Source organism: Capnocytophaga canis, assembly GCF_000827555.1.
Classification (GTDB): domain Bacteria; phylum Bacteroidota; class Bacteroidia; order Flavobacteriales; family Flavobacteriaceae; genus Capnocytophaga; species Capnocytophaga canis.
In genome coordinates this window covers 17139-35236 of sequence record NZ_CDOI01000057.1, presented here as the reverse complement: position 1 = coordinate 35236, position 18098 = coordinate 17139, and the positions used below count along the sequence as shown (strand labels likewise).

Genomic DNA, 18098 nt, shown 5'->3' with positions numbered 1-18098 from the left:
AGGTTTAATATTCCGTGATTGTAATGCTCTACTTGTTCTTTAGCGTAATGTTTTTTATTATCTCAGCTCCCCCTTTACTGAGTATTTCTTCAGCACATTGTTTTCCAAATTCATGGAAATCAGTTTCTGATATGGCTTTTGAAACGCTGATTTTTTGTTTGCCGTCCAATGAAAACAACGCTCCTTGAAACATGATTTTGTTTCCTTCAAAATGAGCAAAAGCTCCTATGGGAGCGGTACATCCGCCTTCTAAAACACGTAAAAATTGTCGTTCGATGTGAGTGCAAATATCGGTTTCTTGATCATTTAATTTGGCAACTGCTTCGCATGAAAAAGAATCGTCTTCGTTGACTACTACCACCATAGCTCCTTGTGCAGGGGCGGGAATCATCCAATCCAAAACGACGTGATTTTCAGGTTTTTTGTCAATACGTTCCAATCCTGCAGAAGCAAAAATAGCTCCGTTCCAATTGTTGTCATTCAATTTTTGTAACCGAGTGTTTACATTTCCGCGTAGGTTTACCACTTCATGTGTAGGGAAGCGATGTAACCACTGTGCCTTACGGCGTAAACTGCCCGTGGCAATTGTAGCTTCGGGATTTTCTAAAAACAATGTATTTTCTTTAAAAACCAGAATATCATGTACATTAGCACGTTTCAATACTGCTTTTTGTACAATTCCTTTGGGGAGTGCGGTCGGCACATCTTTCATGCTATGTACTGCAATGTCGACCTGCTTTTTTAACATAGCTATATCTAAGGTTTTCGTAAAAATACCTGTGATTCCCATTTCATACAGAGGTTTGTCTAATATTAAATCTCCCTCTGATTTTACAGCAACAATCTCAGTTTCATAGTTTAAGGCGTTTAGTTTGTTTTCTACTAAACGTGCTTGCCACAGAGCAAGTTCGCTGTCTCGACTCCCTATCCGTATTTTTTTGCTCATTACAATGGTTCTAATTTTGCTGACAAAAATAATAAAACTTTTGGGATAATCATCACATTTTGATAGAGTGCCTCTTTACATGAAAATAAGGTTTGTCTGCTTGAAAACTTTGTCCTCAAAAAAAGAAGACTTAAGCGTCAAAATTAATATTATGAATAAATATTTAAATCGTTGATAGTCAATTATTGGCGTTTTTATTAAAAATATAAATTCGAAAAAAAAATAAACATCGATGTAAAATTCAATAAATATGTTTATTTTTGTGCCTTTCACAACTATGGTTAAATATTCATATAAAAATGAGAACAATACAATTCAGAGAAGCTATTTGTGAGGCGATGAGCGAGGAAATGCGTCGCGATGAATCAATTTACTTAATGGGGGAAGAGGTTGCCGAATATAATGGAGCTTATAAAGCATCAAAAGGAATGTTAGATGAGTTTGGCCCCAAGCGTGTTATTGATACTCCAATTGCGGAGGCTGGTTTTGCTGGGATTTCCGTGGGAGCGGCCATGAATGGAAATAGACCCATAGTGGAGTTTATGACTTTTAACTTCTCGTTGGTGGCTATAGACCAAATTATCAATAACGCTGCTAAAATGCGCCAGATGTCGGGCGGTCAATTCAACATCCCGATTGTTTTTCGTGGGCCAACGGCTTCTGCAGGACAATTAGGAGCAACGCACTCACAGGCGTTTGAAAATTGGTTTGCAAACACTCCAGGGCTGAAAGTAGTTGTGCCTTCAACGCCCTATGATGCCAAAGGTTTGTTGAAAGCTGCTATCCGTGATAACGACCCAGTGATTTTTATGGAGTCAGAGCAAATGTACGGAGATAAAGGTGAAGTTCCTGAAGGTGAGTATGTATTGCCATTAGGTGTTGCTGATGTAAAACGAGAAGGGAAAGATGTAACTATCGTTTCTTTCGGGAAAATTATTAAAGAGGCGTTTGTTGCAGCCGATATTTTGGCAAAAGAAGGCATTGAATGTGAAATTATTGATTTGCGTACCGTACGTCCAATGGATAAAGAGGCTATCTTTAATTCTGTGAAAAAAACCAATCGCTTGGTGATTTTGGAAGAAGCTTGGCCTTTCGCGAGTGTAGCTTCAGAAATTACTTACCAAGTGCAAGAAAATGTGTTTGATTTCTTAGACGCTCCTATTCAGCGAATCACAACGGCTGATGCTCCCGCCCCTTATTCACCAGCTTTGTTGAAAGAATGGTTGCCGAATGCAAACGATGTGGTGAAGGCAGTACATAAGGTAATGTATAAATAAAACTTTTTCTCATAATAATTAAATTTTAAGTTACTTAAAAATCTTTGTAAGAGTTCCTTACAAAGATTTTTTTTGGTTGTATTACTATGAAGATTATCAAGTTAGCTTCCGTAGATTCGACAAATGTTTTCTTGAAAAAAATGGTCAATTCGGGAGAGGGATTGTCTAATTTTTTGACTGTTTGGACTCCGAATCAAACGCAGGGAGTCGGGCAGTATGGAGCCAAATGGATGGCTGAACCCTACAAGAATTTGACCTTTAGCGTGTTATACATACATGAAAATTTCGATTTGGAACGATATTTTGTTTTGAACATGCTTACGTCAATTGCCATTGTAACTACACTAAAATCTTTAGGTGTTCCGAATTTACACATCAAATGGCCGAATGATATTTTATCGAATAAATACAAAATTGGAGGCGTACTTATTGAAAACATCATACGTGGTGGTAAAATAGAAAAAAGTATCATAGGTATTGGATTGAATGTGAACCAAACTAATTTTGAAGGACTTCCGAAAGCTAGTTCATTGAAAAATGAAACAGGTAAAAGTTTTGATATAGAGGAAATTATAAATAAAATTGTAGTTAATTTACAACAAACGTTTTCTCAGATAGACTTCTCTTTTCAGGAGTTGTACCCAGCGTACAGAAGCCATTTGTTTCGATTAAACGAAGTTTCGGCATTTCGTCCGCAACAGGGAAGTGATTTTTCGGGTATCATCCGTAGGGTATTGCCGTCTGGAGAGTTGGTAGTTGAAACCGAAGAGGGTGAAAAACATTTTTCACTCAAAGAAGTACAGTTGTTATATTAGTCCGTTTTTTCATCTGCTTCATAATTTAGATTTATACAACGTGTTGCTTAAGAAAAATGCCTAAAGTTACGAAATATATTTTTCTCCCTTTTAGGCATTTATTTCACTGAGATAACTTGTCTTTTTCCTTTTACTTCTTAGTTTCACTATCTCCTTTTCCCTGATTGTTTCTTCGTTTTATAGTGGTATTGGTCGTGTCAATCACTTGTTCCACAGCGTTGGCAAGTGAACTATATTGCGTAGGGTTGGCGATTTTCATTGCGATGAGATACGGAATGAGTTTCCCATTGACAGCAGTACATCGCCTTTTTTCAGAGATTTAGATATGCAAAACTCCTCTAAATCCGATTTCTCTATCCGGCGGTCGGGAACGGTTGATTGTATGTGATCGATAAACTTTTGCATTTTATTTTGTTGAATTCTTCCATACTACGGTTTTTCCCATATTGTAATACTTTTTCTCAAAGCTATACGTCCAAACTTTGCCATTTGCTGACTACTGTTTCCTTTCTGCTGCTTTAATGAATATATTTTTACAGGTTTAAAGCCAATTTGTTCCGCTAATTCAGTTGAAATAAAATCTACAGGGATTACTTCACCTCCATAACGCACATTATCATTAACAAATGCTACTTTCGCACCCGATTTACATAATCGAAACAATTCGGCATAAATAAAAGACAGTTCGGTAAAATAACCGTCCACCATTCGTAAAACACCTTTATTGTTAATGTCTCCGTTGCTATTTCTTTTGGTTAAAGAATTGTTTATTTCCGATAATGTTTTATTGCTTCGGATGATTTGTATTATTTTATCAAAATCATTTTCTTTTCCCAAAGCAGTATAATACTCTTTTATCTCATCTATTTTGGATTTATTTTCAACAGTACAAGATAAAAGTTTCTGTCTTAATTGTTTCATTCTTTCATCTGTAATTCCTAAATATACCAATTCCAATGCATAAGTACGGGTATAATCGTAGCGATTACAATAGGGTGGTGAAGTAATTACACCATTTAATATGTTACTTTCTAACTTTGGTAACTCTTGAAGTGCACTGTTTTCAAAAAAATGCAAACTGGCATTATGGGGAGTAGCTGTTTTCTGAATATTACTAATATCGCTATAAACATTGTTTAACTCGTACAACAAAGATTGTTGTAAGGTTGGCAAATTGCCTTTATCGAGCCGAATAACTAAAGGTGGTTTCCCATTTTGCTTACGGTATTTTGCCGATTCGAGCATTTTTTTACTGCGATAATCCCAACGTAAGAATTGTCCGTCTTTAGCTGTATAACTCACTTTCTCTAATGAATTTAGTATGGAAAGAGTAACCAGATTTTTTGCTACTTTGGAATAGCTACTAAGACTGTTCCACTCTGTAAAAAAAGATATTTCCTTTTCCGTTGAGTTGGGGTATGCTCCATCAGTAATATTAATATAAGGTGTTCGTTTATTATAACTTTCAGGAATAGCGGTTTTTTCTATTTCAGTAATGAGTCTCTTTAATTCGAATAAATCATAATCAAACACAGATTCTTTTGCTTTTATAGCAATTTTAGACATTGGCAGAATATCAAAACCAATACTGTTTATTCCCTGCATTTTACAAACTAAACTTGTAGTGCCTGAGCCAACAAAAGGGTCTAAAATTGTATCGCCGGCTTTGATTTTAAATTCTTGTAAAAGTTTTCTGACTAAATCGGCAGAAAAACCCTCTTTGTACTTAAGCCAACGGTGCAGACTATCATTTTTACTTAACTGATAACTTACACTTTGTCTATTAAAATTATTAGAAATAACGGTTATCTCAATAAGTCTTTTTTCTAAACTTTCTCTTGCTGATTGCTGTCCGAAATTATCGGCTGAGAAATTCTGTACCTGCCATTTATCTGCTACGGCCGGCATTTCAAATAAATTTAATTGTTCCATAGCCTATAATTTTAAAATCCAATCACAATAACCGACAAGCTGCTTATCAATGGTCAGGTTGGCTGCATTCGAAAGTATTTTATTTTGTAACTGCGTAAAAATTTCTGTTGCCATTTTTTTCTCAATAGCTGCAGCAACAAACGAAGTTTCAATTTTTAGATTTTGCTTGGCAAATGATTCGCGAATACGATTTAATGCCGTATTGCCTGTTTTCCAATGCTCATCGGCTCCGGCAGGGTCAATGCCGCCTTTTAACTCGCCTAACATTACTATTCTGTGGGGTGTTTTTACGATTTCTCCATTTGCATAAATTTCAGTATCAGCATTAAACAAACAAATATCAATATTGTTTTTAACAATCGGTATATTCAAATTGAATGCCAAAACTCGATTTGCTCCTGTGGAATTCTTCCACGATAACGCTTTTAATTGCTCTTCAATAGAAAAATCATTTGTCGGTTTGTTTTCCCATTTTTTACTCTTGTTGTTGAGCCATTGATAATTTGTATTAGAAACAGATAGATTTGATAAAAGCGCTCTGACAAGTTTTTGTTGTGCTAATGCACCAACTATGTTGCGCATTGATCCACCCAACGAATCGCCCCTGATCAGCAAATATCTATAAACAACTTCATCTACAAAATATGTTCCCACAGGTTCGAGAAAATTTTCAATTAATCCTAAAATTGCTTTCTCTTTATCTCCCTCATTAAAGTAATTTAAAGCTTTATCAGAAAGTCCCGCAGCAGTAAGAAGTGCAGGTTTAATCTCTGATATATTCAACAAATCTTTGGCTGTCTTTGCTTTTGAAGCTAAAATTTTTAGAGATTTCGCACTTTCAATTATTGGCGTTGAGCGGCGGTTTTTTTCCAAAGCAAAAGCAATAAATCCTGCACGAGTTTGTTCTCGTGAAGTTACTAAGTCTTCTGATTTTATAATAACATGGTTCATTTCAATATATTTTATTTTCCATAAAACAAAGGTAATCTTTTCCCTTTTTATATGTTGCGAAAATCACAGTCGACCAGATGGTCGTTGCCCATTCCGACGGCTTGCATAAAAGAGTGGTAATTTTGATGCTACTTGCTCTTAATTTTATCAACCCACTCTCTAAAATGTTGGTTTTTTGAATAAATATTCCGCAATCCGATAATTTCAGCAAGTAGATTTCCGTAAGTAATTTTATTATAACCTATGATTGTATTTTCTAATCTATGTGAAGGACTTGTCAATGGTGAATCATTAATCATTTCTGGGTCTGGGAATTGTTGTAATATTTTTTGAATTTCATTTTTTTTGCATTCCTCATCACCGAAGTTTTTATCAAAAGCTTCATAATTATTAAACAACATTGCTTCAAATTCGTGTAATTGCAAATAAGGAATAAACCTATCTTTAAATGAGGAATCAATATCATCTCTCATTGCTTGTTCCAAAAAATCTACTTTTTTGCGAATATCGTTTATGCTATTAGCTTTCCATTGTTCTGGAAAAGTATTCGCCTTACGACCGTAATAATCAATCATTGTGGTTACAATAGCAGATTTTTGAGATTTTAATGATTTTTCGACTAAGTTTTTTATTCGTTCCCAATGGCAATTACCCTTCAAATCTCGAGGTGAAATACTGTAATTTTCATAACCTAAAAATTCATTAAGTAATTGACAAAACTCAACTTCGGTTTCTCCCTCGCAAATAATTATTATTGTCTTCATCATAATTAATTACTTAAAAAGGTTGCCCTGCGTTTATAATGTTTTGTTTCCACATTTCCCCAATGGTGTAATCATCTAACCAAATAGACAATTTTTCTCCACTTAGCCTTTGAAATACACTTTCTCCGTTTCTATTATCCACAGCAATAATATCTTCAGCATTAAAATGATTGATAAGTTCCACAGATTGAGTTGCCATAATTACTTGACATCCTTTTTGAGAAGCCGATTTTGCAAGCCCCGCTAACTTTGCAATAGCAAAAGGATGTAATCCCAACTCTGGTTCATCAATAATCAGCGTTTCGGGAAGTTTTGGTTGAAGAAAAAGCGTAGCCAAGGCAATAAACCGAAGTGTTCCATCAGATAAATCGTAGGAGCTAAAAGTCTGCTCACTGTGTTTATTTTTCCATAGTAATCGAATATTTCCACTTTCATTAGGAATCAATTGAAAGTCCAAAAAATATGGAGCAATAGATTCTATCGTTTTGAGAATTCTATTATAAACAATAGGTTTAAGTTCTTTAATTTTAAACAATAAAGCCGCTAAATTGCTTCCATCGCTATATAAGGAATAATAATCAGAAGTAATATTGGATTCTTTATGAAATGGAGCGCTTTTTCCCGTGTCGTGAAAGTGATATTTTTTTACTTCAAAAAGATACTCTTGTATATATTTTGCTCTTGGTAAAGTATTAAAATATAGATTAGACTCTGAATTGAAGTTTGAAATATCAATAGGATTATCGTAATAAGGGTTTCCTTCGTACCATAAACCTTCTTCTTCGAAAACAAACTGCCCTTGATTATTACCTAACTTAAAAGAATATCCATTTCTTTCAAATTCAAGATGACACGCTATGCTTTGGGTTATTTTGGTTCCTTTGTGTAAGAACTTATCCACTCCACCATTAAGAGCTACATATCCCCCTAAATTTTTCCGATAAATATTTTCTAATAATGTAAAAAAAGACAGGAAATTAGACTTACCGCTTCCATTTGAACCTATTAAAATATTCAAAGGTGCTAATTCTAAATCTAATTCTTTTATGGATTTGTATCCCTTTATTTCTATTCTATTCATTTTTATCGAAATAACCAAGTCACACTGCAAAAGTATAATAAATAGTTTTAAAAAATGATGTTTTTAGTAAAAATTTATACTTCAGAAAATTCAAGCGCTATATTCAACTCCAAATACAATTTTTCACACACTATTTATCACATTTAAAAGAAAAGGCGAAAAAAACTTCTGCCCTTTCTTTTAACTTTATCCTTTATACTTTTTCCTATTACTTATCCTTTTAGGTTTTTAAGGCTTTGTTGAATCGTTTCAATCTTCGCCAGTGCGTCGGCTTGTTTTTTGCGTTCCATTTCCACCACTTTTTCGGGAGCGGAGCTGACAAATTTCTCGTTGGAGAGTTTTTTCTCCACCGAAGCCAAAAAGCCTTGCGTATATTTGAGTTCCTCTTCGAGTTTTTTGATTTCCTCCTCTACATTGATGTTGCCCTGCATCGGGATAAAATACTCGTTGGACTTCACTCGGAACGAAATCGCCCCCTCTACCTTTTGGTTAACATATTTCAGTTCAGACAAGTTACCTAATTTGGTGATAATCACATCGAAAGTCGTTGCCGTTTGTTCGTTGTTGAGTACCGAAAGAGGCATTTCTTCCTTAAACGGAATGTTTTTCTCTTTTCGAACGGTTCTGATGCCCGAAATTACTTCGGCAGCGGTTTCAAATTCGGCTAAAATCTGCTCATCGAATGAAGTTATTTCAGGATATTTTGCCACAACCAGAGCCTCCTGAGGTTTTCGCTCGGTGATATGTTGCCAGATTTCCTCCGTGATAAACGGCATAAACGGATGCAACAATTTGAGGTTATCTTCAAAAATGGCGATAATTTCTGCAAACGTTTTTTGGTCAATCGGCTGTCCGTAAGCAGGTTTTACCATCTCCAAAAGCCACGAACAGAAGTCGTCCCACACCAATTTGTAAATTTTCATCAAGGCATCGGAAATTCTGTATTTTGCAAAATCGTCTTCGGTTTCGGCAAGTACCTTTTGGAACTTATTTCTGTACCATTCTATGGCAATTCGGTTGTTTTCAGGCTGATTAGCTTCCGAAATTTCCCAACCTTTCACGAGTCGGAAGGCATTCCAAATCTTGTTGGCAAATCCGCTACCTTGCTGACAAAGTGCCTCATCGAAAAGTAAGTCATTTCCTGCTGCGGACGATAATAAAAGCCCCACACGAACACCGTCCGCACCAAAGTCATCAATCAATTTCAACGCATCGGGCGAATTGCCCAATGATTTAGACATTTTTCGTCCCTGTTTGTCGCGAACCAATCCAGTGAAATAGACATTGGTAAAAGGTTTTTTTCCTTTGAATTCGTACCCTGCCATAATCATTCTCGCCACCCAGAAGAAAATGATGTCAGGAGCTGTAACCAAGTCGCTCGTGGGGTAATAATAATTGTATTCTTCGTTTTCAGGGTCTAAAATTCCGCCAAAAACGCTCATTGGCCACAACCACGAAGAGAACCACGTATCGAGAGCGTCTTCGTCCTGTTTTAAGTCATTAGTGGTTAGGGAATAGTTATTAGATTTTGCTTTTGCCAATTCCAATGCTTTTTCTTTGGTTTCGGCAACTACGAAATCTTCTTTTCCACTACCATAATAATACGCCGGAATTTGTTGTCCCCACCAAAGCTGACGCGAAATGTTCCAATCGCGGATATTTTCCATCCAATGGCGATAGGTATTTTCATATCTTTTGGGGAAGAAATTGATTTCTTCACTTTCCAAAACTCCGCTGATAGCAGGTTTTACCAAATCTTCCATCTTCAAAAACCATTGGTCGAGTGGGCGTTGTTCAATAACAGCCCCTGTACGCTCCGATGTGCCGACTTTATTAAGGTAATCTTCCGTTTTCAGCAATAAATCTTTTGCTTCGAGTTCTCTAACTATCTCTTTGCGAACCACAAATCGGTCTTTTCCTTCGTAATGCAATCCGTGATGATTCAGTTTGGCATCGTCGGTAAAGGCGTCGATGATTTCGAGTTTGTGGCGTTCGCCGATTTCGTAATCGTTTTTGTCGTGAGCCGGAGTGATTTTCAAAGCTCCTGTTCCAAACTCAATATCCACGTATTCGTCTTCGATAATCGGCACAACACGATTAACAATTGGCACAATTACTTTTTTGCCTTTCAGATGTTTGTAACGCTCATCGTTGGGGTTGATACAAACAGCAATATCTCCAAAAATTGTTTCAGGACGCGTGGTAGCTACTAAAAGATATTCCTCTGAACCTTCAATTTTGTATTTCAGATAGAAAAGTTTTCCGTTCTGTTCTTTATAAATAACCTCTTCATCCGAAAGTGTGGTTTTGGCTTCGGGGTCCCAATTGACCATTCGGTATCCGCGATAGATGTATCCTTTATTGTATAAATCGACAAACACCTTTATCACTGAAGCATAAAGGTCATCATCGAGGGTGAATTTGGTTCTGTCCCAATCGCACGAACAGCCGAGTTTTTTGAGTTGCTCAAGGATAACACCACCATACTGATGCGTCCAATCCCAAGCGTGTTTGAGGAATTCCTCACGTGTAAGGTTGGCTTTGTCAATGCCTTGTTCTTTGAGCTTTGCCACTACTTTGGCTTCGGTGGCAATAGAAGCGTGGTCGGTACCCGGCACCCAACAAGCATTGAAGCCTTTTAGCCTTGCACGGCGGATAAGTACATCTTGAATTGTGTTATTGAGCATATGCCCCATATGCAAAATTCCCGTAACGTTTGGCGGGGGAATTACAATGGTGTAAGGCGTTCTTTCATCGGGAGTTGAGTGGAAGAAATTGTGTTTCATCCAGTATTCGTACCATTTGGCTTCTACCGAATTGGGTAAATATTTTGAAGGGATTTCCATGAAGATACTTTCTTTATTTTAAGTGTTAATATTGAGTGTTACAAAATCTGAGTGCAAATATAAAACATAATTGTTTATTTAAAGAAAATTTTTATCTTTGCCCCACGTTTTTAATAAATATGTTTGAGGTGTTCTAGGTGTCATATTTAGCGTTCTATTAACTATGGTTTATTAAACTTTTAACCGAAAAATACAAACCTTGGCATGTTTATTGATGATAACAATGATATAGATAACTAATTATTTTAATTTTTTGTACCATGAAAAAGTTTTTAACATTTTTATTCGTAGCTACGTTTGGTCTTGTAACTTATGCACAAGAGGCAACAGCTGAAATCACTTTCACAGCGGAAGAAATTGATTACGGAACAATCAAAGCTGGAAGCGACGGAGTGCGTGTTTTTGAATTTACAAATACAGGAAAAGCTCCTTTAGTGATTGCTAACGCTACTTCAAGTTGTGGATGTACAGTCCCTTCTTTCCCTAAAGGAAAGCCAATTATGCCAGGAGAAAAAGGGAAAATTGAGGTGAAATATGACACAAATCGTGTTGGCCCAATCAGCAAAACAGTTACTATAACTTCAAACGCTAAAACAAAACCAGTTGTGGCTTTGCGAATCAAAGGAACTGTACAACAATAGGCTTTTCCTATAAAAACATTTGTTGAAACTATCCAAGAAAGGGTGTTTAATTCCGTTAAGGAATTAATTTTGTAAGACATTCTTTTTTGGGTAGTTTTTTAATTTCATTAAAAAGATCTGATTAAATTTCCTTTTTTTGTGATAGTTTCATTTTTTTACCCTATTTTTGCCACCGATTTAACGATATATATTTTTATTTTACAATACCATTATCATAGTTCTTAAAGTTATGCTCACAAGAAGACATGTCAGAGTAAAAGTAATGCAATCCATTTATGCGATGGAGCTAAGTCAAAGCCAAAATTTAGACAAAGAGGTAAAGTTTTTGCAGCGTAGCACCGAAGATATGTACAATCTTTATTTGCTGACTTTTGCACTGTTTAAGGAACTTCACAAAATGGCATCTCAGCAGATTGAGATAGCTCAAAGAAAATATTTAGCAACCGCCGCCGAGAAAAATCCAAATAGAAAGTTTATTGATAATAGACTACTAACAATGATTGTGAGCAATGAATTGTTGGATGAAACTATTGATAACGCTCGTATGAATCGATGGGATTTAGATTCCGAATACGTTAAAATTATCTACAAGAAGATTCTCGAAAGTAAGTGCTATAATGAGTACATGGCCGAGAAAACCACGAATTTCGATAAAGATAAGGAGTTTTTAATCAATATATTTAAAGAGATAATCGCCTGTGAGGATAAATTGTATGAGTATATCAATGATTTTAACCTGACATGGACAGACGATTTCCCAATAGTTAATACCTTTATTCTTAAATTATTGAAAGGAGTTAAGGGGAATGAGAGTGAAAAATATTTCGTTCCGAAGCTTTATAAGAATGATGAGGATAAACTTTTTGCTCAAGATTTATTGAAAAAAGTAGTGTTGAATGATGAAAAATACCAAAATTACATTGATGATAAAACTCAGAATTGGGATAAAGAGCGAGTTGCCAAATTGGATAATATCATCATCAAAATGGCAATTTGTGAATTTTTAAGATTCCCAACAATCCCTGTAAAAGTAACATTAAATGAGTATCTTGAGATTGCTAAAGAATACTCAACAGATAAAAGCAACGTCTTTATCAATGGTATTTTGGATAGTTTAGCCAAAGAATTTGACGAGAAAAAAGAGTTGAAAAAGGTTGGCAGAGGGCTTCTGTAAGAAAAAGTAATAATTTTAAAATTTATATACAATGGATCCTAATTTTTCTAATTTATTAATTCCTGTTCTGATGCTTGCGGTTGTCTATTTTTTGATGATTCGCCCACAGATGAACCGACAAAAACAAGAAAGAAAGTTTATTCAAGACATGAAAAAAGGCGATAAAGTTGTTACCAAAGGAGGGATGCACGGAAAAATCGTTGAATTGACCGATGATAGCTGTGTCATCGAAACCTTGGCGGGAAAAATAAAATTTGAACGTTCCGCTATTTCCTTGGAAATGTCAAAAAAGGCAAACGCAACTCCTTCAACTGAAGCCAAGTAAGTAAATATTTCAAAAACAGAAGTTTCAGATAACAACCCTAAAAGTATTGTTATCTGAAACTTTTTTTTGTATATAATTGATTCATATGTACTTATGTCATTTCTTTTCCTTTTTTACTCTAATAAAAAACCTATTCTGAATCATACAAAATAAATCTCTGCCATTTTCTGTCTTTATTTACTTTGGTAATAGGGAAAACGCTTGTTTAGTTATTCTCTTATTTCTCTTCTATAAATGTATTGCGTTTGAATAAATCTCTTGAATTCTGGATAAAAGTTTTCATAGATTCAATCGCTTTCACATCTAAATCCTTGAAATTAGCGTTTTCATATTCCCTACAAGGTAGGACTTCGTATAAATACTTTTTATTTTCTTTTGGACTTCGGTTTACCCATACCAAGTGATATCCTGAATCCACGATATGTGTACCTTGTTCGTCTTTGAGCAATGTTAGTTCAAACATAGCTCCACCGTCAGTATTTGGTTTCCGCTGATTCGACACGAAATTTCCTAAGGAATAAACGAGTAAACGCCCGTTGTGTAATGCGTTTTTTGGATAGTAGTGCATCGGTTGTAACACATGTGGATGCCCACCAATGATGATGTCTACACCATTGTTAAACAAAAAATCAGCTATTTTTTCCTGTTCTTTATGCTGAATTTGTTGATATTCGACTCCCCAATGGATCACTACAATTAGCTGATCCAACACCTGTTCTTTAGCTTTTTGAATGTCAACTTTCATTTTTTCTAAATCAATCAAATTTACGACAGTAGGCTTAGGAATTGGCAGTCCGTTAGTGCCATATGTATAGTTCAGAATCCCTATGGTGATGTGGTTTTTGGACAGTACGAGCAGGTTGTTCTTTTCAAACTCCTCTTGATTACGAAACGTTCCCGTGTGTGCAATTTGCAGAGAATCTAATACGTCCAACGTTCTAATAATCCCCTGTTTACCTCGGTCACAGGAGTGATTGTTTGCAGTAACCAATACTCCGATACCACTTTCTTTACAAGCTACAGCGAGTTCATCAGGTGATGAAAATTGTGGATACCCTTTAAAAGGTTTCCCAGCTAGAGTAACTTCTAAATTCCCGATAACAAAATCGTGCTTTTGAAAAATATGTTTAACTTTTTCAAACACAGGAATATAATCATATGCTTTTTTTTCGTTGTCATACGCTCCTTCAATTTGAGGGCTGTGTCCCATGATGTCGCCCATAAACAACAGTGAGACGGAGTTATTTGATTCCTGTGCCTTTATTGCGAAAAAATGTAGTAAAAAGATAAAAAAAAGTTTTCTTTTCATTGTTAAGGTGATTTTTCACAAAGATAAAAAAATATATTTAAAGTAACATCTTGTAAGACATTTTATCATGTATATTTTTTTACATTTGATAATCAATGACGTAAGATGTTTTTTTAAAAAAGTTTGAAATATATTTGCGTAAAAAAAAAAAAGATTATATATTTGCACTCGCAAAACAGAAATAAAGACGTTCATAACAATAAGTGAGGAGAGGTGCCGGAGTGGTAACGGAGCAGATTGCTAATCTGTCATCGGGTAACCGATGCCTGGGTTCGAGTCCCAGTCTCTCCGCATCAATTTTTAAATAATTTTACGGGGCGTAGCGTAGTCCGGTCATCGCGCCTGGTTTGGGACCAGGAGGTCGCAGGTTCGAATCCTGCCGCCCCGACAGCTTAGAATATATTTCATTAATGTCATAGCATTTTTGAAATATATTTTTTGGTTAGAGCGGTCACGTAGCTCAGCTGGATAGAGCATCTGCCTTCTAAGCAGACGGTCGCAGGTTCGAATCCTGCCGTGATCACGGATTTTAAAATAACTCGCTGTTCTACAGCGGGTTATTTTTTTCGATTTTATTTAAACACGAAAGTAAAACGTAAAGTCTCCATATTTTACTTTTAGAAACTACTTTATCTTTTATTATTTAATTTTCGTTATAATGGAGTCTTTTTTGTTTGTCGTTAATAATTAAAGCGCCTTTTGTGGTAATGGTATTTTGTGCCATAAAAAATCGGATTGATATGGCAAAATTCCAAATCAATCCGATTTTACGAAAGGACAACCAAAAACAGGTCAATGAGTGTATTTTTTCTTGTCAAGAAGTTTTTGACGTTCTCTCTTGAATTTTCTGTGATTACGAACTTCAAATTCTATAATTACGTAAATAACCCACAACATAATAGCTCCTACAATAATATACCAATATTGAAATAGATACCATACAATACCTGTGAGCAGAGCAACAAAAACAACAATTATGCCCCAAACAAAACTACCTAAACCATTAGAGTTATCCATAACTAACAACCTTTTACCTTACAAATTTATTTCTTTTTTCCATAACATCCAACGATAACCGTACAAAATAACCTCTTTATCATCGGTAATATGCTCAAAACTTACAAGTTTGTACTGAAAACCGCATTCTTTCAGAGCTTCAAAAACATCATGCTCATTAATGGGAGTGGATGGAATTACACCCTGTACCATCATCAGTACCTGTGCTGTGCCGACAATATTTATTATTTATTGCCATATTTTTTTTGTATCTTTGTGGTATAAAAATTTGATGTTATGAAAAAGCGACATTGGTTATTACTCTTTGCCGTATTTTGGTTTTCACTGTTATACTTTATTGACTTTGAGACTTGGATAGTCCTTTCATTGCCTATTATGGTAATATTATTTATTTTTTTCTTCATACTTTGGCTATCCTTTATGCTTTGGTGGGTTTTTAGAATAGATGTTTTTAAGTAATTTGAATTATTTTTTTCATCGGGGCTTATTCTAAGCATTTCCACCGTAGCAAATTCTCCTGCGGTATAGGTTACTGATATAGGCATAAATAGGCTTCCTAACTGCTTGACGTAGATTGTGCTATACAGGTCGAACTGAGCAAAATCAATAGGCGACAGATTGAAAGTTGCTGTTACGCTTGACATTCGATCGATTAAATTCTCTATATCGCCGTAGAAAACAGATTTTAACACCCATCATCTGAGGTCTGAAAACAGGCTACCTTTGTGAAATACGATGGAGAAATTCTTTTTATTGTTAAGAAAGTTGTTCTTTCGATGTAATTAAATTACCTTTGTGGAGAAATAATAAGAAAGAACAACTTAAATATAATTAAAATGGCTTACACAGAAACGACCAGGACAGGTTATGGGCGGCGTTTGGGTAATTCCTTAAAAAACATTATCGTAGGATTGGTATTACTTGTTGCCGGTACTTTTACTTTATTTTGGAATGAGGGTAATTATGTAAAAACTAAAAAGGCCCTCAATGAAGCTGCTGCAGAAGTGGTTGCTCTTGTGGATATTAATACGATTAATCCAGAGTTTGAAGGTAAATTTATTCATGCCTCAGGATTCGCTTCTCCTCAAGATTCTATTTACGACGATCTGTTAGGAGTTAGAGAATTAGCTATTGGATTGAGTCGTAAGGTGGAATACTATCAATGGGTAGAGCACTCAGAGACAGAGACCGTACAGAATATGGGAGGGAGCGAGGAAACAATAACAACATATCACTACAAAAAAGAATGGTCGAGTTCTCCAATAAATTCTCTGGATTTTCACGATCCTGAGTATCGGAATGAGAATTTTGTCCTGGCAGAGTTGCCCGATAAGGAGATTTTGAACACTAACGTTCATTTCGGAGCTTACAAATTGCCTGAGTTTATTCTACAATTGATTCAAAATAATACTCCTGCCAAGATAAATCTTTCAAAAGAACAAAATGAAATTTTAGAAAAGGAGGCCGAAAAGGTCAGATTGTCTGCCAAAAAACGAGTTCGAAAATCAATAGAGCCTTCTGACAACGATGAAGAGCAAGAAAAACCGAAAATGACACATGTGAATGATAATGTTCTTTACATTGGTAAGTCGTTCAACAAACCAGGTGTTGGTGATGTGAGAGTTACCGTAGAAAAAACGGAACCTACAGTGATTTCGTTGTTGGCTAGTGTGAAAGGGAATTCATTTGAAATGTACAAAGCTAGTAATGGCAGAACTGTTGTGGAAGTAGCAAAAGGAGAGGTTTCAGCACAGCAGATGTTTGAAGCTGCTCATGCGGACAACGAAGAAATGACGTGGGGACTTCGTATGTTGGGAGTGATATTGATAATTACAGCTATCAGGACAATGTTTGGATTTGTTTCCATGCTGTTTAAAGTCGTTCCGTTTCTTGGAAATATTGTTGAGAAAGGAGTCTATGTTGTGGCAGGTGTTGTTGGGATAGCTTGGTCTTTGATTGTTATCGCTACGGCTTGGCTCTTCTACCGACCCGTTATTGCAATTTTGCTGATTCTTATCATTATTGGAATTTTCGTGTTATTGAAACGCAGAAAATCTAAGGAACCTCCATTAAAACAAGTTTAGATTGAAGTTAAAAGTAACGTTTAGAAATAATAAAAGGCTATCGGAAAAGTTTAATTTTTATTTAAAAAAAATAAACACCTGATAATTAATAATTTATAAATGGTTCTTGTTTTAAAATGCACTTTTTCGGACAGCCTTTTTCTTTATTGATTAATGGGGAGAGAATTATTCTACAAAATTTCTCTCACTTCGTTTTTTAGATGACTTAACGCATTTGACGAAGGTGTAGGCTTATTGATAAATTCTTTGAAAATAAATTCTGTCATAGCTTTGGAGTCCTCCAATTCTTCATCGTGTGTAGCTTTACGGATGATTTGAATAGTAGCCATTTTTGCTGCACGGATGATATTCCATAAATTTTCACTGAGATAAATTTGTTGTGCTAAATTATGCTCAAACTCTTCGTCAATTGAATGTACCAATAGCGTTTCATATTCTTTTTTCGGAAGATTTCGAGCTGGTATTCGCAATAATAGTTGTTGCGGACTTATACGCTCCAAGAACAACGTCATTCGTTCATATGCTTGTAGTCGTAAAGGTAATGAAATTTTCTGATTTTCCTTTTGAAGTAAGAAAAGACGGCGTTTTTCCTCGTTTTTTACATGTAGGTAGAAAAAGTAATACGCAATTCCGCCAACAATTAATGCAGGAATGCAAAACAGTAAAAAAGTAAACAAAGAATTTTCCATAAAGTAAACAATGAATTAATATTTTGACAAAGTACAAAAGTACTAACTAATTTTGCAATTCTAAAATTTTTCTTTCAGATCTTGGAAAAAATCCGTAAGTTTGACCCCTAAAAATGTATTGCTTTGCAAAAACGTCGACGGCAGATAGTTTTACTGATTAGTTTGTTGTTTATCAGCACATGTTGTTGGTACACTAGCTCGTTTGCTTCAAAGAAAACGGGCTACGCCTATTTCCAAACGTTTTCAA

At 35.4% G+C, this 18098-nt stretch carries 19 protein-coding genes, 3 tRNA genes and 1 pseudogene; 9 read left to right on the top strand and 14 right to left on the bottom strand.

Features of this window, described 5'->3' with window-relative positions:
* Positions 1-28: 28 nt before the first annotated feature.
* Positions 29-946, bottom strand: coding sequence for a hydroxymethylbilane synthase (gene hemC, locus CCAND38_RS01980; RefSeq protein ID WP_042343436.1), 918 nt, complete (start codon positions 944-946; stop codon positions 29-31).
* A gap of 299 nt (positions 947-1245) precedes the next feature.
* Between hemC and CCAND38_RS01975 the strand changes: the two genes are divergently transcribed.
* Entirely contained in the window at positions 1246-2223 is a 978-nt protein-coding gene (locus CCAND38_RS01975; RefSeq protein ID WP_042007884.1) for a pyruvate dehydrogenase complex E1 component subunit beta, read from the top strand.
* Positions 2224-2309: 86 nt separating this feature from the next.
* Positions 2310-3038 carry a biotin--[acetyl-CoA-carboxylase] ligase gene (locus tag CCAND38_RS01970; RefSeq protein WP_042007885.1) on the top strand — a complete coding sequence of 243 codons (729 nt, stop codon included), beginning with the start codon at positions 2310-2312 and terminating at the stop codon, positions 3036-3038.
* A gap of 130 nt (positions 3039-3168) precedes the next feature.
* On the opposite strand, the gene CCAND38_RS12125 is transcribed toward CCAND38_RS01970, so the two are convergent.
* The 8 genes and pseudogenes from CCAND38_RS12125 to CCAND38_RS01945 form a co-directional block, all read right to left on the bottom strand.
* Entirely contained in the window at positions 3169-3297 is a 129-nt protein-coding gene (locus CCAND38_RS12125) for a hypothetical protein (protein WP_262481998.1), read from the bottom strand.
* Positions 3294-3443, bottom strand: a complete 150-nt coding sequence (locus tag CCAND38_RS11595) for a hypothetical protein (protein WP_156129750.1) — start codon at positions 3441-3443, stop codon at positions 3294-3296. Before CCAND38_RS11595 ends, CCAND38_RS12125 begins: the two co-directional genes overlap by 4 nt.
* A gap of 24 nt (positions 3444-3467) precedes the next feature.
* Positions 3468-4970, bottom strand: a complete 1503-nt coding sequence (locus CCAND38_RS01965; protein WP_042343435.1) for a DNA methyltransferase — start codon at positions 4968-4970, stop codon at positions 3468-3470.
* Positions 4971-4973: 3 nt separating this feature from the next.
* Positions 4974-5921 carry an AvaI/BsoBI family type II restriction endonuclease gene (locus tag CCAND38_RS01960; RefSeq protein ID WP_042343433.1) on the bottom strand — a complete coding sequence of 316 codons (948 nt, stop codon included), beginning with the start codon at positions 5919-5921 and terminating at the stop codon, positions 4974-4976.
* Between the two features lie 47 nt (positions 5922-5968).
* Positions 5969-6037 (bottom strand): annotated as a pseudogene (locus CCAND38_RS12170) (hypothetical protein); the annotation flags it as partial.
* Positions 6038-6049: 12 nt separating this feature from the next.
* Positions 6050-6685, bottom strand: coding sequence for a DUF4276 family protein (locus CCAND38_RS01955; protein WP_042343429.1), 636 nt, complete (start codon positions 6683-6685; stop codon positions 6050-6052).
* A gap of 13 nt (positions 6686-6698) precedes the next feature.
* Positions 6699-7766: an AAA family ATPase gene (locus CCAND38_RS01950; protein ID WP_042343426.1), complete on the bottom strand. Its 1068-nt coding sequence runs from the start codon at positions 7764-7766 to the stop codon at positions 6699-6701.
* A gap of 212 nt (positions 7767-7978) precedes the next feature.
* The gene (locus CCAND38_RS01945; RefSeq protein ID WP_042343423.1) at positions 7979-10612 is read right to left on the bottom strand and encodes a valine--tRNA ligase; all 2634 of its coding nucleotides are present in this window, start codon (positions 10610-10612) and stop codon (positions 7979-7981) included.
* 260 nt (positions 10613-10872) lie between these two features.
* Here CCAND38_RS01945 and CCAND38_RS01940 point away from each other — a divergent pair, with 260 nt between their 5' ends.
* From CCAND38_RS01940 to yajC, 3 genes are all read left to right on the top strand, one after another.
* Positions 10873-11253, top strand: coding sequence for a DUF1573 domain-containing protein (locus CCAND38_RS01940; protein WP_042007894.1), 381 nt, complete (start codon positions 10873-10875; stop codon positions 11251-11253).
* A 229-nt stretch (positions 11254-11482) separates the two neighbouring features.
* Positions 11483-12427: a transcription antitermination factor NusB gene (gene nusB / locus CCAND38_RS01935; RefSeq protein WP_042007896.1), complete on the top strand. Its 945-nt coding sequence runs from the start codon at positions 11483-11485 to the stop codon at positions 12425-12427.
* A 31-nt stretch (positions 12428-12458) separates the two neighbouring features.
* Positions 12459-12752 carry a preprotein translocase subunit YajC gene (yajC, locus tag CCAND38_RS01930; protein ID WP_042007899.1) on the top strand — a complete coding sequence of 98 codons (294 nt, stop codon included), beginning with the start codon at positions 12459-12461 and terminating at the stop codon, positions 12750-12752.
* A 217-nt stretch (positions 12753-12969) separates the two neighbouring features.
* On the opposite strand, the gene CCAND38_RS01925 is transcribed toward yajC, so the two are convergent.
* On the bottom strand, positions 12970-14061 hold the full coding sequence (locus CCAND38_RS01925) for a CapA family protein (RefSeq protein ID WP_042343420.1): 1092 nt from the start codon (positions 14059-14061) through the stop codon (positions 12970-12972).
* A 207-nt stretch (positions 14062-14268) separates the two neighbouring features.
* Here CCAND38_RS01925 and CCAND38_RS01920 point away from each other — a divergent pair.
* The 3 genes from CCAND38_RS01920 (at position 14269) to CCAND38_RS01910 (ending at position 14584) form a co-directional block, all read left to right on the top strand.
* A tRNA-Ser gene (locus CCAND38_RS01920) sits at positions 14269-14352 on the top strand.
* Between the two features lie 22 nt (positions 14353-14374).
* Positions 14375-14449 (top strand) — tRNA-Pro (locus CCAND38_RS01915).
* A 61-nt stretch (positions 14450-14510) separates the two neighbouring features.
* A tRNA-Arg gene (locus CCAND38_RS01910) sits at positions 14511-14584 on the top strand.
* Positions 14585-14853: 269 nt separating this feature from the next.
* Here CCAND38_RS01910 and CCAND38_RS01905 read toward each other — a convergent pair.
* From CCAND38_RS01905 to CCAND38_RS01900, 3 genes are read right to left on the bottom strand one after another with little or no spacing between them, the layout of a single operon-like run.
* Positions 14854-15078 carry a hypothetical protein gene (locus CCAND38_RS01905; RefSeq protein WP_042343417.1) on the bottom strand — a complete coding sequence of 75 codons (225 nt, stop codon included), beginning with the start codon at positions 15076-15078 and terminating at the stop codon, positions 14854-14856.
* Between the two features lie 18 nt (positions 15079-15096).
* Positions 15097-15273: a hypothetical protein gene (locus CCAND38_RS11590; protein ID WP_156129749.1), complete on the bottom strand. Its 177-nt coding sequence runs from the start codon at positions 15271-15273 to the stop codon at positions 15097-15099.
* A gap of 29 nt (positions 15274-15302) precedes the next feature.
* Positions 15303-15722 carry a hypothetical protein gene (locus tag CCAND38_RS01900; protein ID WP_156129748.1) on the bottom strand — a complete coding sequence of 140 codons (420 nt, stop codon included), beginning with the start codon at positions 15720-15722 and terminating at the stop codon, positions 15303-15305.
* 192 nt (positions 15723-15914) lie between these two features.
* On the opposite strand from CCAND38_RS01900, the gene CCAND38_RS01895 reads away from it, so the two are divergent.
* On the top strand, positions 15915-17162 hold the full coding sequence (locus CCAND38_RS01895; RefSeq protein ID WP_042343411.1) for a TMEM43 family protein: 1248 nt from the start codon (positions 15915-15917) through the stop codon (positions 17160-17162).
* Positions 17163-17332: 170 nt separating this feature from the next.
* Here the strand turns inward: CCAND38_RS01895 and CCAND38_RS01890 are convergent, their stop codons facing one another.
* Positions 17333-17851: a DUF7935 family protein gene (locus tag CCAND38_RS01890; RefSeq protein WP_042010187.1), complete on the bottom strand. Its 519-nt coding sequence runs from the start codon at positions 17849-17851 to the stop codon at positions 17333-17335.
* Positions 17852-18098: the final 247 nt, after the last annotated feature.